The sequence below is a fragment of the Vibrio nomapromontoriensis genome (genome assembly GCF_050337205.1).
In the GTDB taxonomy this organism is placed as follows: domain Bacteria; phylum Pseudomonadota; class Gammaproteobacteria; order Enterobacterales; family Vibrionaceae; genus Vibrio; species Vibrio nomapromontoriensis.
In genome coordinates this window covers 394749-413709 of sequence record NZ_JAKJSS010000006.1, presented here as the reverse complement: position 1 = coordinate 413709, position 18961 = coordinate 394749, and the positions used below count along the sequence as shown (strand labels likewise).

Annotated in this window: 16 protein-coding genes; 8 read left to right on the top strand and 8 right to left on the bottom strand. The window is 44.6% G+C overall.

Translation table 11 applies throughout. From position 1 onward, the window contains the following. Positions 1-128 precede the first annotated feature (128 nt). A complete protein-coding gene (locus L4D05_RS01945) occupies positions 129-1418 on the top strand; it encodes a citrate synthase (protein ID WP_428792865.1) in 1290 nt (429 codons plus the stop codon). A gap of 171 nt (positions 1419-1589) precedes the next feature. Here L4D05_RS01945 and L4D05_RS01940 read toward each other — a convergent pair whose 3' ends face one another. After that, positions 1590-2348 (bottom strand): Nif3-like dinuclear metal center hexameric protein, encoded by a 759-nt coding sequence (locus L4D05_RS01940; RefSeq protein ID WP_428792864.1) that lies wholly within the window; start codon positions 2346-2348, stop codon positions 1590-1592. A gap of 79 nt (positions 2349-2427) precedes the next feature. Between L4D05_RS01940 and L4D05_RS01935 the strand changes: the two genes are divergently transcribed. Further along, complete coding sequence (locus L4D05_RS01935) at positions 2428-3198, top strand: DUF1853 family protein (RefSeq protein ID WP_428792863.1); 771 nt, start codon at positions 2428-2430, stop codon at positions 3196-3198. A gap of 147 nt (positions 3199-3345) precedes the next feature. On the opposite strand, the gene thiI is transcribed toward L4D05_RS01935, so the two are convergent. The 3 genes from thiI to pomA form a co-directional block, all read right to left on the bottom strand. Further along, entirely contained in the window at positions 3346-4794 is a 1449-nt protein-coding gene (gene thiI, locus L4D05_RS01930) for a tRNA uracil 4-sulfurtransferase ThiI (RefSeq protein ID WP_428750527.1), read from the bottom strand. A gap of 271 nt (positions 4795-5065) precedes the next feature. After that, positions 5066-6004 carry a flagellar motor protein MotB gene (locus tag L4D05_RS01925; RefSeq protein WP_428750526.1) on the bottom strand — a complete coding sequence of 313 codons (939 nt, stop codon included), beginning with the start codon at positions 6002-6004 and terminating at the stop codon, positions 5066-5068. A 42-nt stretch (positions 6005-6046) separates the two neighbouring features. Beyond that, positions 6047-6811: a flagellar motor protein PomA gene (pomA, locus tag L4D05_RS01920; RefSeq protein WP_265677411.1), complete on the bottom strand. Its 765-nt coding sequence runs from the start codon at positions 6809-6811 to the stop codon at positions 6047-6049. Positions 6812-7136: 325 nt separating this feature from the next. On the opposite strand from pomA, the gene xseB reads away from it, so the two are divergent. Genes xseB through dxs form a run of 3 tightly spaced genes read left to right on the top strand, consistent with a single transcriptional unit; the run spans position 7137 to position 10172 of the window. Further along, positions 7137-7379, top strand: coding sequence for an exodeoxyribonuclease VII small subunit (gene xseB, locus L4D05_RS01915; RefSeq protein ID WP_250615595.1), 243 nt, complete (start codon positions 7137-7139; stop codon positions 7377-7379). 20 nt (positions 7380-7399) lie between these two features. Beyond that, entirely contained in the window at positions 7400-8284 is an 885-nt protein-coding gene (gene ispA, locus L4D05_RS01910; protein ID WP_428792862.1) for a (2E,6E)-farnesyl diphosphate synthase, read from the top strand. A 22-nt stretch (positions 8285-8306) separates the two neighbouring features. After that, on the top strand, positions 8307-10172 hold the full coding sequence (gene dxs, locus L4D05_RS01905; protein WP_428750524.1) for a 1-deoxy-D-xylulose-5-phosphate synthase: 1866 nt from the start codon (positions 8307-8309) through the stop codon (positions 10170-10172). 129 nt (positions 10173-10301) lie between these two features. Here the strand turns inward: dxs and gltX are convergent, their stop codons facing one another. Beyond that, a complete protein-coding gene (gene gltX / locus L4D05_RS01900; RefSeq protein WP_428792861.1) occupies positions 10302-11729 on the bottom strand; it encodes a glutamate--tRNA ligase in 1428 nt (475 codons plus the stop codon). Between the two features lie 164 nt (positions 11730-11893). Between gltX and L4D05_RS01895 the strand changes: the two genes are divergently transcribed. Together L4D05_RS01895 and L4D05_RS01890 are read left to right on the top strand one after the other, a co-directional pair. Beyond that, complete coding sequence (locus L4D05_RS01895) at positions 11894-14611, top strand: heavy metal translocating P-type ATPase (RefSeq protein WP_428793115.1); 2718 nt, start codon at positions 11894-11896, stop codon at positions 14609-14611. Positions 14612-14678: 67 nt separating this feature from the next. After that, the gene (locus L4D05_RS01890) at positions 14679-15125 is read left to right on the top strand and encodes a DUF411 domain-containing protein (protein ID WP_428792860.1); all 447 of its coding nucleotides are present in this window, start codon (positions 14679-14681) and stop codon (positions 15123-15125) included. A gap of 84 nt (positions 15126-15209) precedes the next feature. On the opposite strand, the gene L4D05_RS01885 is transcribed toward L4D05_RS01890, so the two are convergent. From L4D05_RS01885 to L4D05_RS01875, 3 genes are all read right to left on the bottom strand, one after another. Further along, positions 15210-15572: a DUF2799 domain-containing protein gene (locus tag L4D05_RS01885; RefSeq protein WP_428792859.1), complete on the bottom strand. Its 363-nt coding sequence runs from the start codon at positions 15570-15572 to the stop codon at positions 15210-15212. A gap of 135 nt (positions 15573-15707) precedes the next feature. Then, positions 15708-16454 (bottom strand): oligogalacturonate-specific porin KdgM family protein, encoded by a 747-nt coding sequence (locus tag L4D05_RS01880; RefSeq protein WP_428792858.1) that lies wholly within the window; start codon positions 16452-16454, stop codon positions 15708-15710. A 373-nt stretch (positions 16455-16827) separates the two neighbouring features. Beyond that, on the bottom strand, positions 16828-17520 hold the full coding sequence (locus L4D05_RS01875) for an oligogalacturonate-specific porin KdgM family protein (RefSeq protein ID WP_428750520.1): 693 nt from the start codon (positions 17518-17520) through the stop codon (positions 16828-16830). Positions 17521-18060: 540 nt separating this feature from the next. Here L4D05_RS01875 and L4D05_RS01870 point away from each other — a divergent pair. Continuing rightward, positions 18061-18939 carry a TraB/GumN family protein gene (locus tag L4D05_RS01870; RefSeq protein ID WP_428792857.1) on the top strand — a complete coding sequence of 293 codons (879 nt, stop codon included), beginning with the start codon at positions 18061-18063 and terminating at the stop codon, positions 18937-18939. Positions 18940-18961 lie beyond the last annotated feature (22 nt).

Genomic DNA, 18961 nt, shown 5'->3' with positions numbered 1-18961 from the left:
TTTTTCCTTAAAAAATCATAACAAGTGCACACAAAACCGTATATAAATTGACTTTGAAGTCGAAGCAAAGTAAAAAATTGGCACATAAACATCCTGGACGGATTAAATAATAAACAAAGGAGATTGTTATGGCGGATAAGAAAGCGACCCTTCATATTGAAGGTACAGCGCCGATCGAGCTGCCGATTATGGATGGTTCTATAGGACCACAAGTAGTCGATGTTCGTAAGCTTGGAGCGAATGGTTATTTTACTTTTGACCCAGGTTTTCTTGCCACTGCATCCTGTGAATCTCAAATCACTTATATCGATGGTGACAAAGGTGTGCTTTTGCACCGTGGATTCCCAATCGATCAATTGGCTAACAATGCAGATTACCTAGAAGTATGTTACATCCTTCTCATGGGCGAAGCCCCAACTCGAGAAGCATATGAGAGCTTCAAACAGACGGTCACCCGTCACACTATGGTTCACGAACAAATTGCGAGCTTCTTCCACGGCTTCCGTCGCGACGCTCACCCGATGGCCGTAATGTGTGGTGTAGTTGGCGCACTTGCAGCCTTCTATCATGACTCTTTAGATGTCAATAACGACAACCACCGTGAAATTGCTGCATATCGACTCATTTCGAAGATGCCTACACTTGCGGCGATGTGTTACAAATACTCAATCGGTCAGCCATTCATCTATCCACGTAACGATCTGACTTACGCGGAAAACTTCCTACATATGATGTTTGCTAACCCATGCGAAGAGTATGAAGTTAACCCTATCGTTGCTCGTGCTATGGATAAGATTTTCACGTTGCACGCAGACCACGAACAAAACGCATCAACATCAACAGTGCGTCTTGCTGGTTCATCTGGCGCTAACCCATTCGCGTGTATTGCCGCTGGTATTGCTTCGCTTTGGGGCCCTGCTCACGGTGGTGCTAACGAGGCATGTTTACGTATGCTGGAAGAGATCGGTTCAGTCGACAACATCCCTGAGTACGTTGATAAAGCCAAAGATAAAGATGACCCATTCCGCTTAATGGGCTTTGGTCATCGTGTTTATAAGAACTACGACCCACGTGCAACGGTTATGCGTGAAGCGTGTCATGAAGTGCTTAAAGAGCTTAACATTCAAGATCCACTGCTTGATGTTGCAATGGAATTAGAACGTATTGCACTGTCTGATGAATACTTCGTTTCGAAGAAACTTTACCCGAACGTAGACTTCTATTCAGGTATCATTCTAAAAGCAATCGGTATTCCTGTTTCTATGTTTACCGTTATCTTTGCGATGTCTCGTACTGTAGGTTGGATTGCACACTGGAACGAAATGCACAGTGATCCTGCAAACCGAATTGGTCGTCCACGTCAACTTTACACTGGTGAAGAAATGCGTGACTTCCGACCTCTACATGAACGTGAGTAACTGAGTATCAAATAGCGCTTAATTAGGCACTATCTGTGAAAATGTAAACAAAAAAGAGCAGCGCCAGGGCTGCTCTTTTTTATGCCTAACCAATTTATGCTTAACTGATTTATGGCTAATCCACTTCTTAGGCGCGAGTATTTAACGTGCTAACGCTTCAGGTGCTAATAGTTATACTGGATTATCGATATCGACAAATTCGACATCCAAACCATGTTCAGCCGCTAGCCACTCCCCTAACGCTTTAACACCGTATCTTTCAGTAGCATGATGCCCTGCAGCAAAATAGTGTATTCCCATCTCACGTGCCGTATACGTGGTACGCTCTGATACTTCGCCCGAGATAAACGCATCCAGTCCCTGCGCGGCAGCCATTTCAATATAATCTTGACCGCCACCCGTACACCAACCTACGGTTTCTATACGTTTGTTTTCATTTTCTGGTGCAATATGTAGGGGCTCTCGATGCAATACCTTGTTAATACGCTGCGCCAATTCTTGTCCGGACAATGGTGTCTTAAAACGGCCACACATAGCAACTGACTGCGCATGCCCTTCCAACCCTGCCTCAACGTCAATATCAAGCAATTGAGCCAACTGGGCGTTGTTACCGAGTTCTGGATGGACATCTAACGGTAGATGATAACCAAAAAGATTAATATCGTGTTTAATCAAGCTACGAATTCGTTTGCCCTTCATGCCACGAATCGCTTCTGGCTCACCTTTCCAAAAATAACCATGATGAACAAGAATGGCATCCGCATTCACCAAAATAGCATGATCGATTAACGCTTGAGAGGCCGTCACACCGGTGACTATTTTTGTTATCTCTACCGCACCTTCAATCTGCAACCCGTTAGGGCAGTAGTCTTTAATGAGTTGCGGTGACAGCTTGTCATTCAATATTGCTTCAAGTTGTAGATGGTTCATGCAAATTCCTGCTTTGTGGCTTGATCCAGATGGTTATAGCAATTTAATCTAATGCTGTCGAAAGGAAAGTATAAAACTCATGATGAAAGACTATTTAGCCGAATTTACAACATGGATAAGCCAAGCATCGAGCTTAACTAACGGTGATCCTCGTTTGGAAACACAGTTGCCACCAAAGGCAGACCTCACACCCATGGACACCGCACCCTATCACGGCAATCCACGTTTGGGCTTTCTTTATCAAGAGCTCTGTCGTCGTCACTTTGAACAGCACCCAGATTACGACGTCATTGCAGAAGAGATACAATTACAGCAGGATAAAAAGACATTAGGCGCTATCGACTTCTTAATTGGCAATAAACGACAGTCTACTTTGGAACACTGGGAAGTCGCCATCAAGTTCTATCTGCTAAAAGACAACCGTTGGTATGGCCCCAATGCAAAAGATCGCTTAGATATGAAGTTATCAAGAATGTTAGATCACCAATTAATGATGACGGAGACTGATGCTTTTAAAACGCAATTTCCTGATCTAGCACCGACTAGCAAGCACCTATTGATGCAAGGAAGGCTCTACATCAATCCATTTAATATCGAGCAGATACCCAAGCAATGCCTTGGATTTGACCTAGACAAAAATAATATCGCTGGCTTCTGGTGCTATCAAAAAGACATCTCTAAATTAACCGAGCCGATGTATGCCCTTCCGAAAAATTTGTGGGCAACTGGATTTACGGGCGCTAAGCCTACCGCCTTAACATGCTGGCCTGAGCATTTTGTTCATTGCCAATCCGAATCTGGGCAATTTTGGTTTATTGTGCCCAATGACTGGCCGGAAAACTCAATGTAATGAGTTGGATTAGCCAATCAAACGGCTATATTCGTATACTCAACCGCTAAATGGCACGCGCAAAAAAAGGCGCACAATGCGCCTTTTTATTCATATTTTCCTGCAAGCTATGTTACCTACAATTAAATATGGCTGCACCGCCTATTTCTATGGGCGATAAACCTTAACATTAGCAAAGCCTTGCTCTTGCAAGTACAGCGCTTGTAGTCGGCTCATTACACCACGGTCACAATACAGTAAGTACGTTTTCGTTTGGTCGAGATCGCCGAACTGAGTCCCTAACTTAAAGAATGGTAAGTGTTTCACTTCCACACCTTCGATTTCTAGAGGGCTCTCTTCTTCCTCATCTGCACTACGAATATCTAAAACAATCGCATGCTCTTCTACCGCTTGAACCTGTTCAACTTCTGGTGCTTGCTGTTGGCTTTCTTTTTCTATGTCGCGGATATCCATTACTCTCGCATCAGATACCACTTGCTCAAGAATGGAGAAATCGAACTTCTCTTCTTCAGCTTCTAGCTTTGCTTTCACGGCTTTAACTGTTGGCTTTTTAGAGATCACCCCACAGTATTCTGGCATCGTTTTAGCAAAATCTTCCGTACCAATTTCACGGGCAACATCAATAATATCTTCTTTGTCCCAGTTGATAAGAGGACGAAGAATTAATGTATCCGTCACATTATCAATGTGACGTAAGTTAGTCAGAGTTTGACTTGATACTTGACCTAATGCCTCACCAGTAACGAGGGCCTGGATACCAAACTTTTCAGCAACCATACCACCGGCACGCATAAACATACGCTTAAGCACGACGCCCATTTGACCGTCGTCGACTTTCTCTAGAATTTCAGCCACAACGGGTTCAAAATCGACAGAAATGAACTTTACTTTTGCCGAAGAGCCATACTTATTCCACAAAAAGTGCGCCACTTGCTTCACGCCAATCTCGTGAGCTGGCCCACCAAGATTGAAAAAGCAGTAATGCGTTTTAGAGCCGCGCTTGATATGCAGGTAGCTCGATACACCTGAATCAAAACCGCCAGAGATCAAACTCAATAAATCTTCTTGTGTACCTAGCGGAAAGCCACCCAGCCCTTTATGACGAGCAATGACTTGGTTGAGTTTTTCATTGGCAATTTCGACATTGACCGTAACGTCAGGCTTGCTCAATTTAACGCGCGCGCTTTCTACCGCTTGGTTTAGACCGCCACCAACATAACGCTCGAGTTCAATTGAAGTAAACTCATGCTTACCACGTCGCTTAGCACGTACGCAGAAAGTTTTACCTGCAATCAGACCGCCATTCAACTCAAGCACTTGCTCGTAGATGTTGTGCAGATCTGTGAAGTCCGATTGTTGAACTTCCAACACATGGTGAATGCCCGATGTATGCGTCAATATTTCTAAAACTTCATTGTAGTATTGCGCCGAGTTTGCACTCACTTCAATGTGATCGCGACGGTTAAACACCGCTACAGATTCAGTACGACGTTGAATAATAATACGCAAATTGGACTCAAGGATTTTGGTAAAGCGCTTACGCACTGAGTCACTTTTAACAAAAATCTCTGGATGGGGCTTTACGATAAATCTCATAGTCTAATCACATCTCGTTGGAATGCTGTCTAAACCGACAGTAAGGGCAATATAACAACTTTAGTATAATTCTGAGTTACGTTTCCATGCTAAATAGCATCGTTTCAATGTCAGAATTTGTCAGGGGCGCAAGTATATACCTAACTGACTATTGGATTCCAGTTTCTGTCTATTGAACCAGCAATTTCAATGTAAAAACGCCAGCGCGAAAAGCACTGGCGTATGGTTATCACCTTAACACTGTTACCACCTTAACGTGGTAGCAACCATTCTACTCACCATCCGCAGAGACTTCCTCAGTAAAGAGCGGCTCACCTTGCATAATACTGATTTCTACACGACGATTTCTAGCGCGCTGCCTTTCCGTATCATTCGGCTCTCGAGGCTCCGTATCGGCAACACCTATCACTCTTAGCCTTTGATGAGAGAAGCCTTTTACCTTCTCCATTTCCTGCGCAACTGAAACTGCTCTTTGAGAAGATAAATCCCAATTTGAGCGATAAAGTTCAGAATCTAACGGTGTATTGTCGGTATGACCAGATACACGTACTAGGCCTGGGATATCTTTAGCAAGATCCGCCACCTGACGCACTAACGGCCTAAACTTTGGCTGTAAAAAAGCCGAGCCTTCTGGGAAAGCGCCTTTTTCTTCAATTCGAATAACCAGTTGCTGCCCTAGGTTCTCTACCTCGACCGCCCCTTGTTTAATTTCTTGCTGAAGCGCCATCTTTATCGCTTCTTCCAGTTTTTCCAGCTCTTCAGACGCCGCATCTTCGCTTTCTGATGATGCGGTGCCTATTTGATTTTTCTGGGTACGATCTGCTGTTTGACCACCGGTAATTTTCCCATCATCACGTTGATTACCACCCGCGCGATCAGAGTCGCCCTCTTGAAATTCCAATGTCTGCTGAGTAATGTCTATCGTCTGCTGCATAATGACATCGATAGGTGTCGGCTCCGGTCGACCCGGCCGAAATTCTTGCGCAATAATACTGGTTCCTTTAGGGATATCCTTCACTTCCAGTCTATTTTGCACACCAAAGGCAAACTTCATCGAGCCAGCAATTTGCTTGAACTTCAACACATCCATTTCTGAAAATGAAAGTAACAGAACGAAGAAACACATTAATAGCGACATCAAGTCGGCAAAGGTACCCATCCATTGAGGGAGACCAGGAGGCGGACAGTCACACTTTTTATCGTCTTCCATTAGAACGCCTCCCCACCTTGCTCAACGTCTAGGATTGGCATGCTACTCACCATCCAAATCAAAAGCGCGTTTGCTTTCATTAAGATAGTTCTTCAAGTAGCCATCGATAACACGTGGGTTCTGTCCATCTTGAATAGCAAGCACACCGTCCATGATTAAACGACGGTTAAGTTTTTCTTGCTCTCTGCGCAACGTCAGTTTATCGGCAATTGGGAAAAAGAGCATATTGGATAATATTGCCCCATAGAGCGTCGTCAGCAACGCCACCGCCATCGCAGGGCCGATAGATTTAGGATCATCCATGTTAGAGAGCATCGCCACTAAGCCGATTAAGGTACCAATCATGCCCATCGCAGGTGCAACATCACCGAATGCTTTGAAAACACTGGCCCCTTTAACATGTCGCTCATCAGTCAGCGCAATGTCTTTTTGCATCGCATTTCTTACCACTTCTGCATCATGGCCATCCACCAACAAGTCGATCCCCTTCTGCATGAAGCTATTTTGAATATCCATCTCTTCTAATGCTAGGAAGCCACCTTTACGCGCCGCATCTGCCATTTCAACGATTTTAGCAATAAGGTCTTCAGGTTCATCAGTCTTGAACATGAACGCCTTGCCAGCAATTTTTGCCGCGCTGAAAAACTGGCTCAATGTGAACTTCATCAACACAACAAAGGTTGAGCCGCCGATCACAATAAACACAGACGTTGTGTCGTAATAAATCATGATGCTTCCGCCAAGCACCATGGCTACAATAATGGATGCCACCCCACCGATGAGGCCAACAAGCGTCGCTAAATCCACTCAATACTCCGTTTTCATTTGACGTCGCACATGATTCTATCGCAATCATAAATGCGCTTGAGTCTATCGCTTTATAATGAGGTTATCGACCAAGCCTTGATATCTTTAAGTTATTTATGACCATAAAATCACAGTTTTGAACATAAGTACCGTAAAACGCGCTAAGTATCCGTTGTAATAAGTCATTTAACTGCCGATAAATCGTGCATTATTTTGCCCGAAACCCTGTCACTACCCTATCTTGCCTACATTTTTGGCAGCATTAATTTGACCATCTGGCGAGGCTCATGTAACGTTCGATCATTTCGGATAAAACAAGTACGTTATGGCTACGAAAAAACCAGAAAACATGTCATTTGAAGCGACGGTCGACGAACTCGACCAGCTTGTCGAGCAACTTGAAAATGGCGACCTCGCACTAGACGATGCCCTCAAGAAATTTGAGCGCGGCATTGCCCTCGCACGAGCAGGTCAACATAAGCTTACCGATGCAGAACAAAAAGTGAGTATTCTTCTTAGCAAGGACGATAACGCTGAGCTGCAAGATTTCTCCCAACAGCCAGAGTAACGTCAGAAGTGAGTACCGACATGATTGAGGCTTTGCAGTCTTATCAGACAAGAAACAACCAACAATTAGATGCATGGTTGGATACCAATCCATTCCAAAAGCAACGTTTAACCGAAGCCATGCGCTACGCGCTACTACTCGGCGGTAAACGTGCTAGACCCTTTTTAGTTTATGCTACAGGGCAAATGCTTGGTTGCACGCTAGAAGAACTCGACACGCCTGCTGCGGCTGTTGAGTGTATCCATGCTTATTCGCTGATTCATGATGACTTACCCGCCATGGACGATGACGAGTTGCGACGTGGCCAAGCCACTTGCCATATTGAGTTTGACGAAGCAACAGCGATTTTGGCGGGTGATGCGCTACAAACATTGGCATTTACTGTCCTTTCAGAAGGTCCGATTGCTCCAGCCTCAGAAAGCCAACGTATAGAAATGATAAAGCTGCTTGCGTTTGCGTCTGGCGCATCGGGTATGTGTGTGGGCCAATCACTGGATCTGGAGGCGGAAAACCGCTTCGTTGGTATCAACGAACTCGAGCAGATTCATCGCCATAAAACTGGAGCACTAATAAAGTGTGCCGTTCAGTTAGGCGCCTTAGCCGCGGGTGACAAAGGCGTAGCCGTCCTACCTCAACTTGAGAAATATGCCGAATCTATAGGCCTCGCGTTTCAAGTGCATGACGATATCCTTGATGTCATTGGTGACACAGAAACTCTGGGTAAACCGCAAGGTTCGGATCAAGAATTAAACAAAAGCACATATCCTGCCCTACTCGGGTTAGAAGGTGCACAACAAAAAGCCAAGACTCTTTTCGAAGAAGCGCTTTGTGCTTTAGATGCAATCCCCTACAATACGCAATTACTTGAAGATTTCGCCCGATATGTCATCGAGCGCAACAATTAACAATACTAAGCGCTAAATTACTATGACACTTGATATTTCCAAATATCCGACACTGACATTAGCAAATACGCCAGAAGATCTGCGTTTGATGCCAAAGGAATCGCTGCCTAAGCTGTGCGAAGAACTGCGGACGTATTTGTTAAATTCAGTTAGCCAGTCCAGTGGCCACCTTGCCTCCGGTCTGGGAACGGTTGAACTTACTGTCGCCTTACACTACGTCTACAACACCCCCTTTGATCAACTCATTTGGGACGTAGGCCACCAAGCCTACCCACACAAAATATTAACGGGTCGTCGTGACAAAATGTCGACGATTCGTCAAAAAGACGGGCTGCACCCATTTCCTTGGCGTGAAGAAAGTGAATACGATGTCCTGTCTGTCGGGCACTCATCTACGTCAATCAGTGCCGCGCTTGGTATTGCAATTAGCGCGCAAAAAGAGCAGCAAGACCGTAAGGTCGTCAGCGTGATCGGCGATGGCGCGATCACGGCAGGTATGGCTTTCGAAGCTCTCAACCATGCCGGTGATGTCCACCCAGATATGTTGGTTATCCTTAACGATAACGAAATGTCGATCTCCGAGAACGTCGGTGCTCTAAATAACCATTTAGCACAAGTACTATCCGGTAGCCTTTATACCTCGATTCGCGAAGGCGGCAAGAAGGCGCTTTCAGGCTTGCCTCCAATTAAAGAGCTGGTCCGTCGTACCGAAGAGCACCTAAAAGGCATGATTGTTCCGGGCACCTTGTTTGAAGAATTTGGTTTTAATTACATCGGCCCTGTTGATGGCCACGATGTCAATGAGTTGATCAAAACGCTCAAAAATATGCGTGAACTTAAAGGCCCTCAATTTCTGCACATCATGACCAAGAAAGGAAAAGGTTATGAACCTGCAGAGAAAGATCCTATTGGTTATCACGGTGTACCTAAATTTGATCCATCTCATTCAAGTCTGCCAAAAAGCAGCTCAAGCAAACCCACTTATTCTAAAATATTTGGTGACTTCCTTTGTGATATGGCCGCACAAGATCCTAAGCTCATGGCTATCACTCCTGCGATGAGAGAAGGCTCTGGTATGGTGCGCTTTTCTAAAGAGTACCCAGATCAGTATTTCGATGTTGCCATTGCAGAGCAGCATGCCGTGACATTGGCTACAGGTATGGCTATCGCTGGCAACCACCCTATTGTGGCGATCTACTCGACATTCTTACAACGTGGCTACGATCAGCTTATTCATGATGTTGCTATTATGAATCTACCGATAATGTTTGCGATTGACCGCGCAGGTTTAGTGGGTGCTGATGGTCAAACACACCAAGGGGCGTTTGATCTTAGCTTCATGCGATGCATTCCAAATATGCTTATTATGGCACCGAGCGATGAAAATGAATGTCGCCAAATGTTATACACGGGTCATACTCATAACGGTCCAAGTGCTGTTCGCTACCCTCGTGGCAGCGGTAATGGTACTACGCCAGAACAAGCGTTTACTGCGCTAGAGATCGGTAAAGGACGTATCGTGCGAGAAGGGAAGAATGTAGCGATTCTTTCTTTTGGTACCTTCCTAGAAGACGCGCTACAAGCCGCTGAGGCGCTTGATGCTACCGTTGCCGACATGCGTTTTGTAAAACCTCTTGATGAAACGTTGATCAAAGAACTTTGTGCATCGCACGATGTGATCGTGACGCTTGAAGAGAACGCGATTGCTGGCGGCGCAGGTGCGGGCGTTATCGAGTTTATGATGAGTGAAAAGATACTTAAACCAGTACTAAACTTAGGTCTGCCAGACCAGTTCATCGCGCAAGGTTCGCAAGAGGAACTGCACGCGGAATTAGGCTTGGATGCAACGGGAATTGAGCAGTCTATTCGTGATTATCTCGCCAAATAATAGATGGACCTAAACCGTCATAAATTAGATAAACAAAAGGCGACCAACGGTCGCCTTTTTCATTTTTTACCTAATGTAACGTACAAAAAAACCGCCGTTCTAACAGCGGTTTTTAACATTCATCATGCCTTATGCGTTTGCTTCACGCTCTGCAATGAAAGCTAGCGCCATGGTAATACGAGCAATAACGCGCTCTTTACCCACGAGTTCCATTACCGCATCAACCGATGGAGATTGACCGCCACCTGTTACTGCAACACGAAGTGGCATACCGATTTTACCCATACCAATTTCAAGCTCGTCACATACTGCTGCAATCACTTGGTCTTTGATATTTGCTGTTGTCCACTCTTGCAACGCTTCCACTTTCGCAAGCGCCGCTTCTAGAGGGCCTTTTGCTACGCCGCGTAGATGTTTCTTCGCTGCACCAGCTTCAAATTCAGAGAAATCTTCGTAGAAGTAGCGAACTTGCTGCGCAAGCTCAACTAGCGTGTTACAACGCTCACCCACAAGGGTAATCACATCGGTAATCGCCGGACCATTTTCGATGTTTAGCTTTTGCTCATCTAGGTGCCATTGCAGGTACTTTGCCACGTACTCAGGAGCTGAAGTCTTGATGTAGTGGTTGTTAAGCCACAACAATTTATCAGTGTTGAACGCTGAAGCTGACTTTGAAATAGCATCTAATGAGAACAAGTTAATCATTTCTTCTGTTGAGAAAATCTCTTGGTCGCCATGAGACCAACCTAAACGAACAAGGTAGTTGTTTAGTGCATTTGGCAAGTAACCTTCATCACGGTATTGCATTACCGAAACCGCACCATGACGCTTAGACAGCTTAGCGCCATCATCACCAAGAATCATTGCACAGTGAGCAAAAGTCGGCACTGGTGCACCAAGTGCTTCATAGATATTAATTTGACGTGGCGTGTTATTGATATGATCTTCACCACGTACCACGTGTGTGATACCCATATCCCAGTCATCAACAACCACAACAAAGTTGTACGTTGGCGCACCGTCAGTACGACGAATGATCAGGTCATCCATTTGGCTATTCGAGATTTCAATACGACCACGGATTTGATCATCAAATACCACGCTACCTTCTTTCGGGTTGCGGAAGCGAATCACGCACGCATCACCTTCTGCTGCCGCAGCATTTGCTGCAACAATTTTTGGGTGGTTAGCATCATAACGAGGCATTTCTTTGTTTGCTTCTTGCTCTGCACGAATCTCTTCTAAGAGCTCTTTTGGTGCGTAGCACTTGTAAGCTTTGTCTTCAGCAAGTAAACGATCAACCATCTCGTTGTAACGATCAAAACGCTTAGATTGGAAGTAAGGACCCTCATCCCACTCCAGCCCCATCCATGTCATGCCTTCAAGAATCGCATCAACGGCTTCCTGAGAGTTACGCTCTAAATCCGTATCTTCAATACGTAAAACGAACTCACCGCCTTGGCTTTTCGCAAATAACCAAGAATAGAGTGCAGTACGTGCACCACCGACGTGAAGATAGCCTGTTGGGCTTGGAGCAAAACGTGTTTTAACCGTCATTGAAAGTACCTTGTTGTCAACTGCGCACGATGCTCGTCATCGTACGTTGCAAATTTTGGACGCCATTTTATCACCTTGTGCTAAATCTACAATGAATAGCTTGACCTTACCCTAACGTCAAGGTTTATGTTGTAACCTCACACTACGGTTTTTTGAGGTTTATGATGAATGACTATGAGTTAAATTTATCCGGTCTGTCTTGTTCACGCTGTGTGAATAAACTCAAAACCGCGCTAGAGCACACCTTTAGCGATCTTAATATTCACGCTATTAGTACGACACACATAACGTTTTCTTGCTCCGCATCGCTAGAAACTATCTACCCTGTCATCACTAGTCTCGGCTATGACGCTGGGGCTGAGTATCAATTTGCACTCCAAGGGTTAAACTGCCAAAAATGTGTGAATAAACTACAACAGCACCTAGGCGCTTATGCCGGTGTTTCTATCCTACAGCTTGATAAACATCGTCTAACCGTTCGCTCTATTTACTGCCAAGATACACTACAACGTTGGATAGCAGAGCTTGGCTATCAAGCCAACGTGATAAGCCCTGACAATAGTAATCGCGCATCAAAGGTTATTGAGCCTGAACACCTAGCCCCTATCAGTACACCTTCTGCTACTGCGACTAGTAAAAAAGCAGATAGCAACATTCAATTACTCATTCAAGGCATGACCTGTGCAAGTTGCGTCGCATCCGTTGAGCAATCTATTTTACAAGTTAGCGCGGTGACGCAGGCTCGAGTCAACCTAGCAGAACAAAGTGCCATCGTTTCACTAAGCACGAACACGGACAACGTAGAAGCGCAACTGATCACCGCCGTGACCAATGCAGGTTACCAAGCAGAGATCGTTCACGACCTCTCAGCCAGTCAAGCGCTACAGCAACAGCGCCTACTTGATCATCAACACCAGCAAAAGAAAAACACTATTGTCGCCCTATCACTTGGTGCGCCATTAATGCTTTGGGGTGTTCTCGGTGGCAATATGATGATCAGAAACCCTCTAGACCAAGCGGTTTGGGGAGCCATCGGGTTAGTGTGCTTATGGTTACTTGCCAGTGCTGGGCGTGACTTTTTTGCAAACGCCTTGGGTGCGCTAAAGCACAAACGCGCGACAATGGACACTTTGGTTGCTCTTGGTACCGGTTCTGCGTGGTTATATTCGATGTTAGTGGTGATTAAACCCGACTGGTTTCCACTGCAATCACGCCATGTCTATTTTGAAGCCAGTGCAATGATCATTGGTTTGATTTCACTTGGTCATTTCATTGAGGCCAAAGCAAAGTCCAGAACCAATCAATCACTACAAGCCCTTATGACACTACAACCAAAGTTCGCCACAGTGCTAATGGATGGTAAAGAAACCTCGCTGCCTATTTCAGACATACAGCTTGGCATGACATTACGCATCAAGCCCGGTGAAAAAATTCCTGTCGATGCGCACGTCACTCAAGGGCACAGTTATGTCGATGAATCCATGCTCACGGGAGAACCCGTCGCCATATCAAAACAGCAAGGGGATATGGTTGCAGCGGGAACCCTTAACCGAGACGGCAGTTTGCTTGTTACCGCCTCCGGTGTAGGAAAGGACACAAAACTGTCTAGAATCATCACCATGGTGCGAGAGGCACAAAGCAGTAAACCAGCCATCGCAAAACTCGCAGACTCCATTTCTGCCGTATTTGTGCCAATTGTTGTCGCGATCGCGATCGCCTCTGCCTTCATATGGTTCATGGTAGGCCCTGAACCTAAAATCAGTTATATGCTTGTTGTCACGACAACCGTGCTAATTATAGCCTGTCCATGTGCTCTTGGACTTGCCACTCCCCTGTCAATAACGGTTGGCATTGGTAAAGCCGCGCAAGCTGGCATTCTCATTAAAGACGCCGACGCCTTACAAAAACTAAGCCATGTTAACGCGGTAGTATTTGATAAAACAGGCACACTCACCGTTGGCCAGCCTACCGTACAAGAGGTGTTTTTATTCGATATTTCTGAACCAGAACTCGCGCAACTGGTGTTGCCACTAGAACAACGTTCTGAGCACCCATTAGCGAAGTCCGTCGTGCAATACTGGGAGAATGACCACAGTGCTCACGCTGATCTTGATGTCGAACAATTTGAAAACCTACAGGGAAAAGGCGTTTCTGGTGTAATTCAAGGGCGCTCTGTATTGATCGCATCACTCAATCACATCCAAAGTGTTGGCTTAGAGACGGAGATGATTCAACAGGCATTACAACAAAGCCAGCACCTTGCCTCAACCCCCGTGATTGTTGTTATCGATGGTCATATTCAAGCTGTTATCGCCATTGCTGATGAGGTCAAAGCCGAAGCGAAGTTCGCGATTTCAGCGTTACAAGCCAATGGTATTCATACGGTCATGCTAACAGGCGACAACCACCACGTTGCCAATACGGTCGCAAAACATATTGGGGTTGATCAGACCATTTCTGAAGTATTGCCTGAACAAAAGGCAGAGCACATAAAAACACTTCAACGCCAATATGGCAAGGTAGCAATGGTGGGAGATGGCATTAACGATGCGCCAGCTTTAGCACTGGCTGATGTCGGCATTGCGATGGGGTCTGGCAGTGATGTAGCCATTGAAAGTGCAGCAATGACGCTGCTGAATAGCAACCCCAATTCAATTAACTACGCCATTGAGCTATCACGCGCGACAGTTAAGAATATCAAGCAAAATTTATTTGGCGCCTTCATTTATAACACACTGGGTATTCCTATTGCGGCAGGTGTGCTCTACCCACTATTTGGTTTTTTACTCAGCCCAATTTTTGCAGGGGCAGCAATGGCACTGTCGTCCATAACAGTAGTAACTAACGCCAACAGATTGAGAAACTTTACCAGTAAACACTAATCGTCTTATGCAAGTTGCAAATAACATAAAAACACCAACCATCATGATAATAAATAAGGAATTAGCAATGTCGAACTCATCACGCGTAATAAAAACACTGACACTTTCCATGGCGTTGGTGACAGGTTCTGCGTTGGCAACCAACGTCCTCACCTATAAATCCCCATACTGTGGGTGCTGCACAGAATGGGTCACTCATATGGAAGAGGCGGGATTTGACGTCGCCGTTGAAAACCATAAAGACATGAACCCTATTAAACAGAAGCTTGGTATAACACCAGAGCTTGCCTCTTGTCATACCGCTGTTATTGGAGAGTACGTTTTCGAAGGTCATATTCCAGCGGAAGATATTCGCTCATTCTTAGAAAATCCACCAATAAATGCTAAAGGGCTTGCCGTTCCAGGCATGCCTTTAGGCTCTCCAGGTATGGAATATGGCGATAAAAAAGATGCGTATCAGGTGCTAGCGTATAATGAAAAGGGTCAAGTGTTTAGCTATCGTTCGTATGAATAGCCCGTCATTGTATCGATAAAAAGTTCATAGTAGCCGGATGTTGAACATAGCAGTTCGACATCCGCCTTTACTGCATCGCTGTCGCTAAAATTGCCCAAAGCTTCGGTTGGCGCGTCCGTCATTGAAGTCAAGTCGAAATCGCCAATCAAGCTCATCACAAATACCTTTATAGGGCTGACGGGAACGACCAAGTCTAAATGCATCTTGCTGACAATATTCATTACGGCCTTGTTCGTAGCCTTCGGAGTAATGAATATATTGAGGCTCCCCATATTCTTTCAGATCAGACTTTGCTTGCTTCAAGTTCCCTTTCTTCGCCTGCTCGTACCCAAAACTGACCCACTCCTCTGCGTTATTCGATAGAGGATAAACGGTTTGACTGCAGCCAACAAATAGCGTGACAAAGCCCAAAATAGCGACAGAACGTAATATAATGTGTAGCACCATGACTCTCCATTTCGTACCTTATAATCATTGTTACGTGACTCATTCAAATGTCGATGAGTCACGAGAAAAATAAAACCGTACTGCGAGGGAGTTCAAAGTAACATCTGGTGCTATTCACTGCATTGTACAAACACCTTAAAACAAATACTTCCCACCAATCAAGAAAGCGCTGTTCGCGACACCAGAGCGATAATAAGGGTGGCGGAAACTGCCTTGGCTTTTGTATTCAAAGTAGGGCTGAAAAGCATATTTGGTTAGCGTTAAACGAAACTCATGATCCATGGTGTTATCCGTGTAAGGATACCAAGGGTGATACGCGCCGCCCATATGATACACATTGTTGTAATGAACTTTGACAGGATGCGTTTTGAACTGGTAAGCGATTTTATTATCAAAGCGATAGTCCATATCAGGCTTATAGCCCCATTTGTCATGCTTAGCGTAAACTTCCACTCGAGTTCGGTGACTTAATGAAACCCCTTCATCAAAATCATAACCAATCTTAAACAAAGGTCGAAACTGCATGGTTTCACCAAGCTGCATTAAGTGTTCATAACCCGCTCCTAACCAAAATTGACGCGATAGCGCAAATTTTTGCTCGATGCCCAACGTGGTTAATGGTGCTCTTGCCGAATGTCCATAATAAACATCATGATGGTTATGGTGGTGGTCGCTATGTGGAGTGGCGCCTAGAGGAATATCTTCAACCTTAAAGCGTAAGGTAGTATCACTGTCAAACGTATGCCCTGCTTCCATTTTGGCGGTCACTTTTGAATCATACAAATAGGTGCTATTAAATTGGACATTTCCCTCGATGTAAGAGGAAGAAGCCAGAGTAGAAAAAGAGAGAATGAGCGTTAGATAGATAATTAAGGTGCGCACAACATTAATCCTTAGGTGCTGAAATTTGGCTAGGATAATGCGCGGTTGATGATGAATGGGCAAATGGCAACAATGTCAAAATAACGACAAATACCAAGCAATATAAAAAACTATTATATTCATAAAATCATAGTGTTGTGACAGTTCGCTAATCGGTAAGTCAGAAGAAGTTTAGCCCTACGCTGAGAATCCACCGACCTCTTACATTAATGCCTACTATTTACCCCAAATGCCTTTAGGTAAAGTTCCAATAAAATGTTCCAAAACCTTAACAACAAAGATAATCCTCCATGAGAGCAAAGCACCAGACACAAAAAAAGGTCCCCGCCGGGACCTTTGTATTATGGAAATATGAACAATATTTTACGTCGGCTTAGAAGCCGTAAGAAGCACCGAATACCAAGGCGTTGTTAACAATGCTATCGCCTTGAGCGTCTTTTGGTCCATGGGCTTGGCTACGGAACTCAACATAAGGCTGAACGCCAGCGCGAGTCCAAGTTGCACGAAGCTCGTGATCCATTGAGTTATCAGCATCGCCTTGCTTAAATACATAGATATTGTTGTAGCTTAGCGCTAAATCTTGGTCCGCAAATGCATAAGCAATCTTGTTATCCAAACGAGTTTCATCGTTGGTTTTCACACCACCACGGTAATCATCCGCTTGGATATGGTGACGAGTACGGTTGCTTAATGAAAGACCGTTATCGAAGTTATAACCAATTTTCACAAGTGGACGATATTGAAATGTTTCACCCGCTTGAATAAGATGATGGTAGCCCGCAGCAACCCACAAGTTATCAGTGATGTTGAATACTTGTTCAGCACCAAGAGTAGTAAACGGAAGAGGCTTTGCCGTGTCTTCAACTTTACCTAGTGGAATCGCATCAAACTCAACTAAAAGCGTTGTGTTTGAATCAAACGTGTGACCAGCTTCTAGAGTAGAGGTTGCTTTTGAACCTTGTAGGTACGAATCATGAAACTGAACGTTACCTGTTACATAAGAAGAACCTGCGAATGCGCTGGTAGAAGCTACTGCTAGTGCGGTTAGAGCGAGAACTTTTTTCATTATCATTACCTATTTAGTTGTTTGGGTGACCGCTTATGTTGCGGTCTTGATTCATTGCCTGTTTGGCTTGACAACAATTTAACGACATTTAATTCGCGCAAACAAATAAATAGCTAAATTTAGTGATCACACGCACACCAATAGCAAATAAAAAAACATAAACCAAACAAATACAACAACTTACCTGGAAGTTATAAATTAAAATTTATAGATGCAATACGTTGTCATATGACAACTCTCACAAAAAACTCATAGAAAAACCGCCAAATCTGTCTTAACGCATCACTGACCGACGCTTTACTCGTATTGACCATGCCTATAAATGTGACAAGGATCGACGATTTTAGATTTATCACCAGAAAAAATGAACTCTTAATAATCACCTCTAATCAAGTTTTCTTCTCTTTTTTGGCAACAGTTGCCGTGAGTCGAGTATGAAAAGCGGCCTTAAAAATATTCAAGCCCTTGCCGCTATGCTTAGGATCAAAGACAATATGGTCATCATTAATGAACCGTCGATCATAAACAAAGGAAATCATTGTGCTGAATCTTGAGAAGAGTAAATGGTGGTTGCTTCTTTTGTTAACTGCAGTCGCGCCACTTAAAGCAGAGCCATTAGTATGGAGAGCATCATATGGTATGCAAACTCTTTATTTAGTCGGTACAGTCCACTTAGGTGATTCATCTATGTACCCTTTGCCTGACGCTCTCACCCAAAATTTGCGGCACAGCAATGGTCTTATCATTGAAGCCGATTTGTCCGAATCGGTGACCATGCCAACTCAGGCTAAGCTCAACAACGTAGAATTCTTACTCGATGCGAAAGAGAACCTCCAGCTTAAGCGTATCGTCGATACGACAAAATTAGACTGGGCGACAATAAAAACGCTCGCTCCGTGGCAAGTCGCCCTAACTTTGCAAAACTATCAATTTCAATCCCTTGGTTTTCATTCTCAATTTGGTGTTGATAATGCCGTAATCAAGCTAGCCGAGACGAATGACATTCCAGTCATAGGCTTAGAAACACTGCAGTTTCAAATCAATTTACTCGCTAACCAAGACGATAATGGCGTAGCAATGTTGAAGCAAACATTGGCAGAGTGGCAAGATGGAGAAAACAATGTGTACTGTTTGATCGAGTCTTGGAAGGCTGGTGATAGTGGTAACCTGAATATGCTGCTTGATTCTGCCTCGACCGATCAAAGCTTTGAACAAGATTTTATTGTCAATCGAAACCAAAACTGGGTTAAGACAATAACAACCGACCCAGATCTTGCAAAAGGCACTTTTACTGTGGCAGTTGGCGCTTTGCACCTTGTCGGCAAACAGAGTCTTATCCAACTATTGTCGCAATCTGGCTATGTCATCGAGCAACTAACCCGGTCTCAACAAGTCCGTTGTCAGATAAAAGTGCCATGAGCACGTCTCAATTATGAGACAC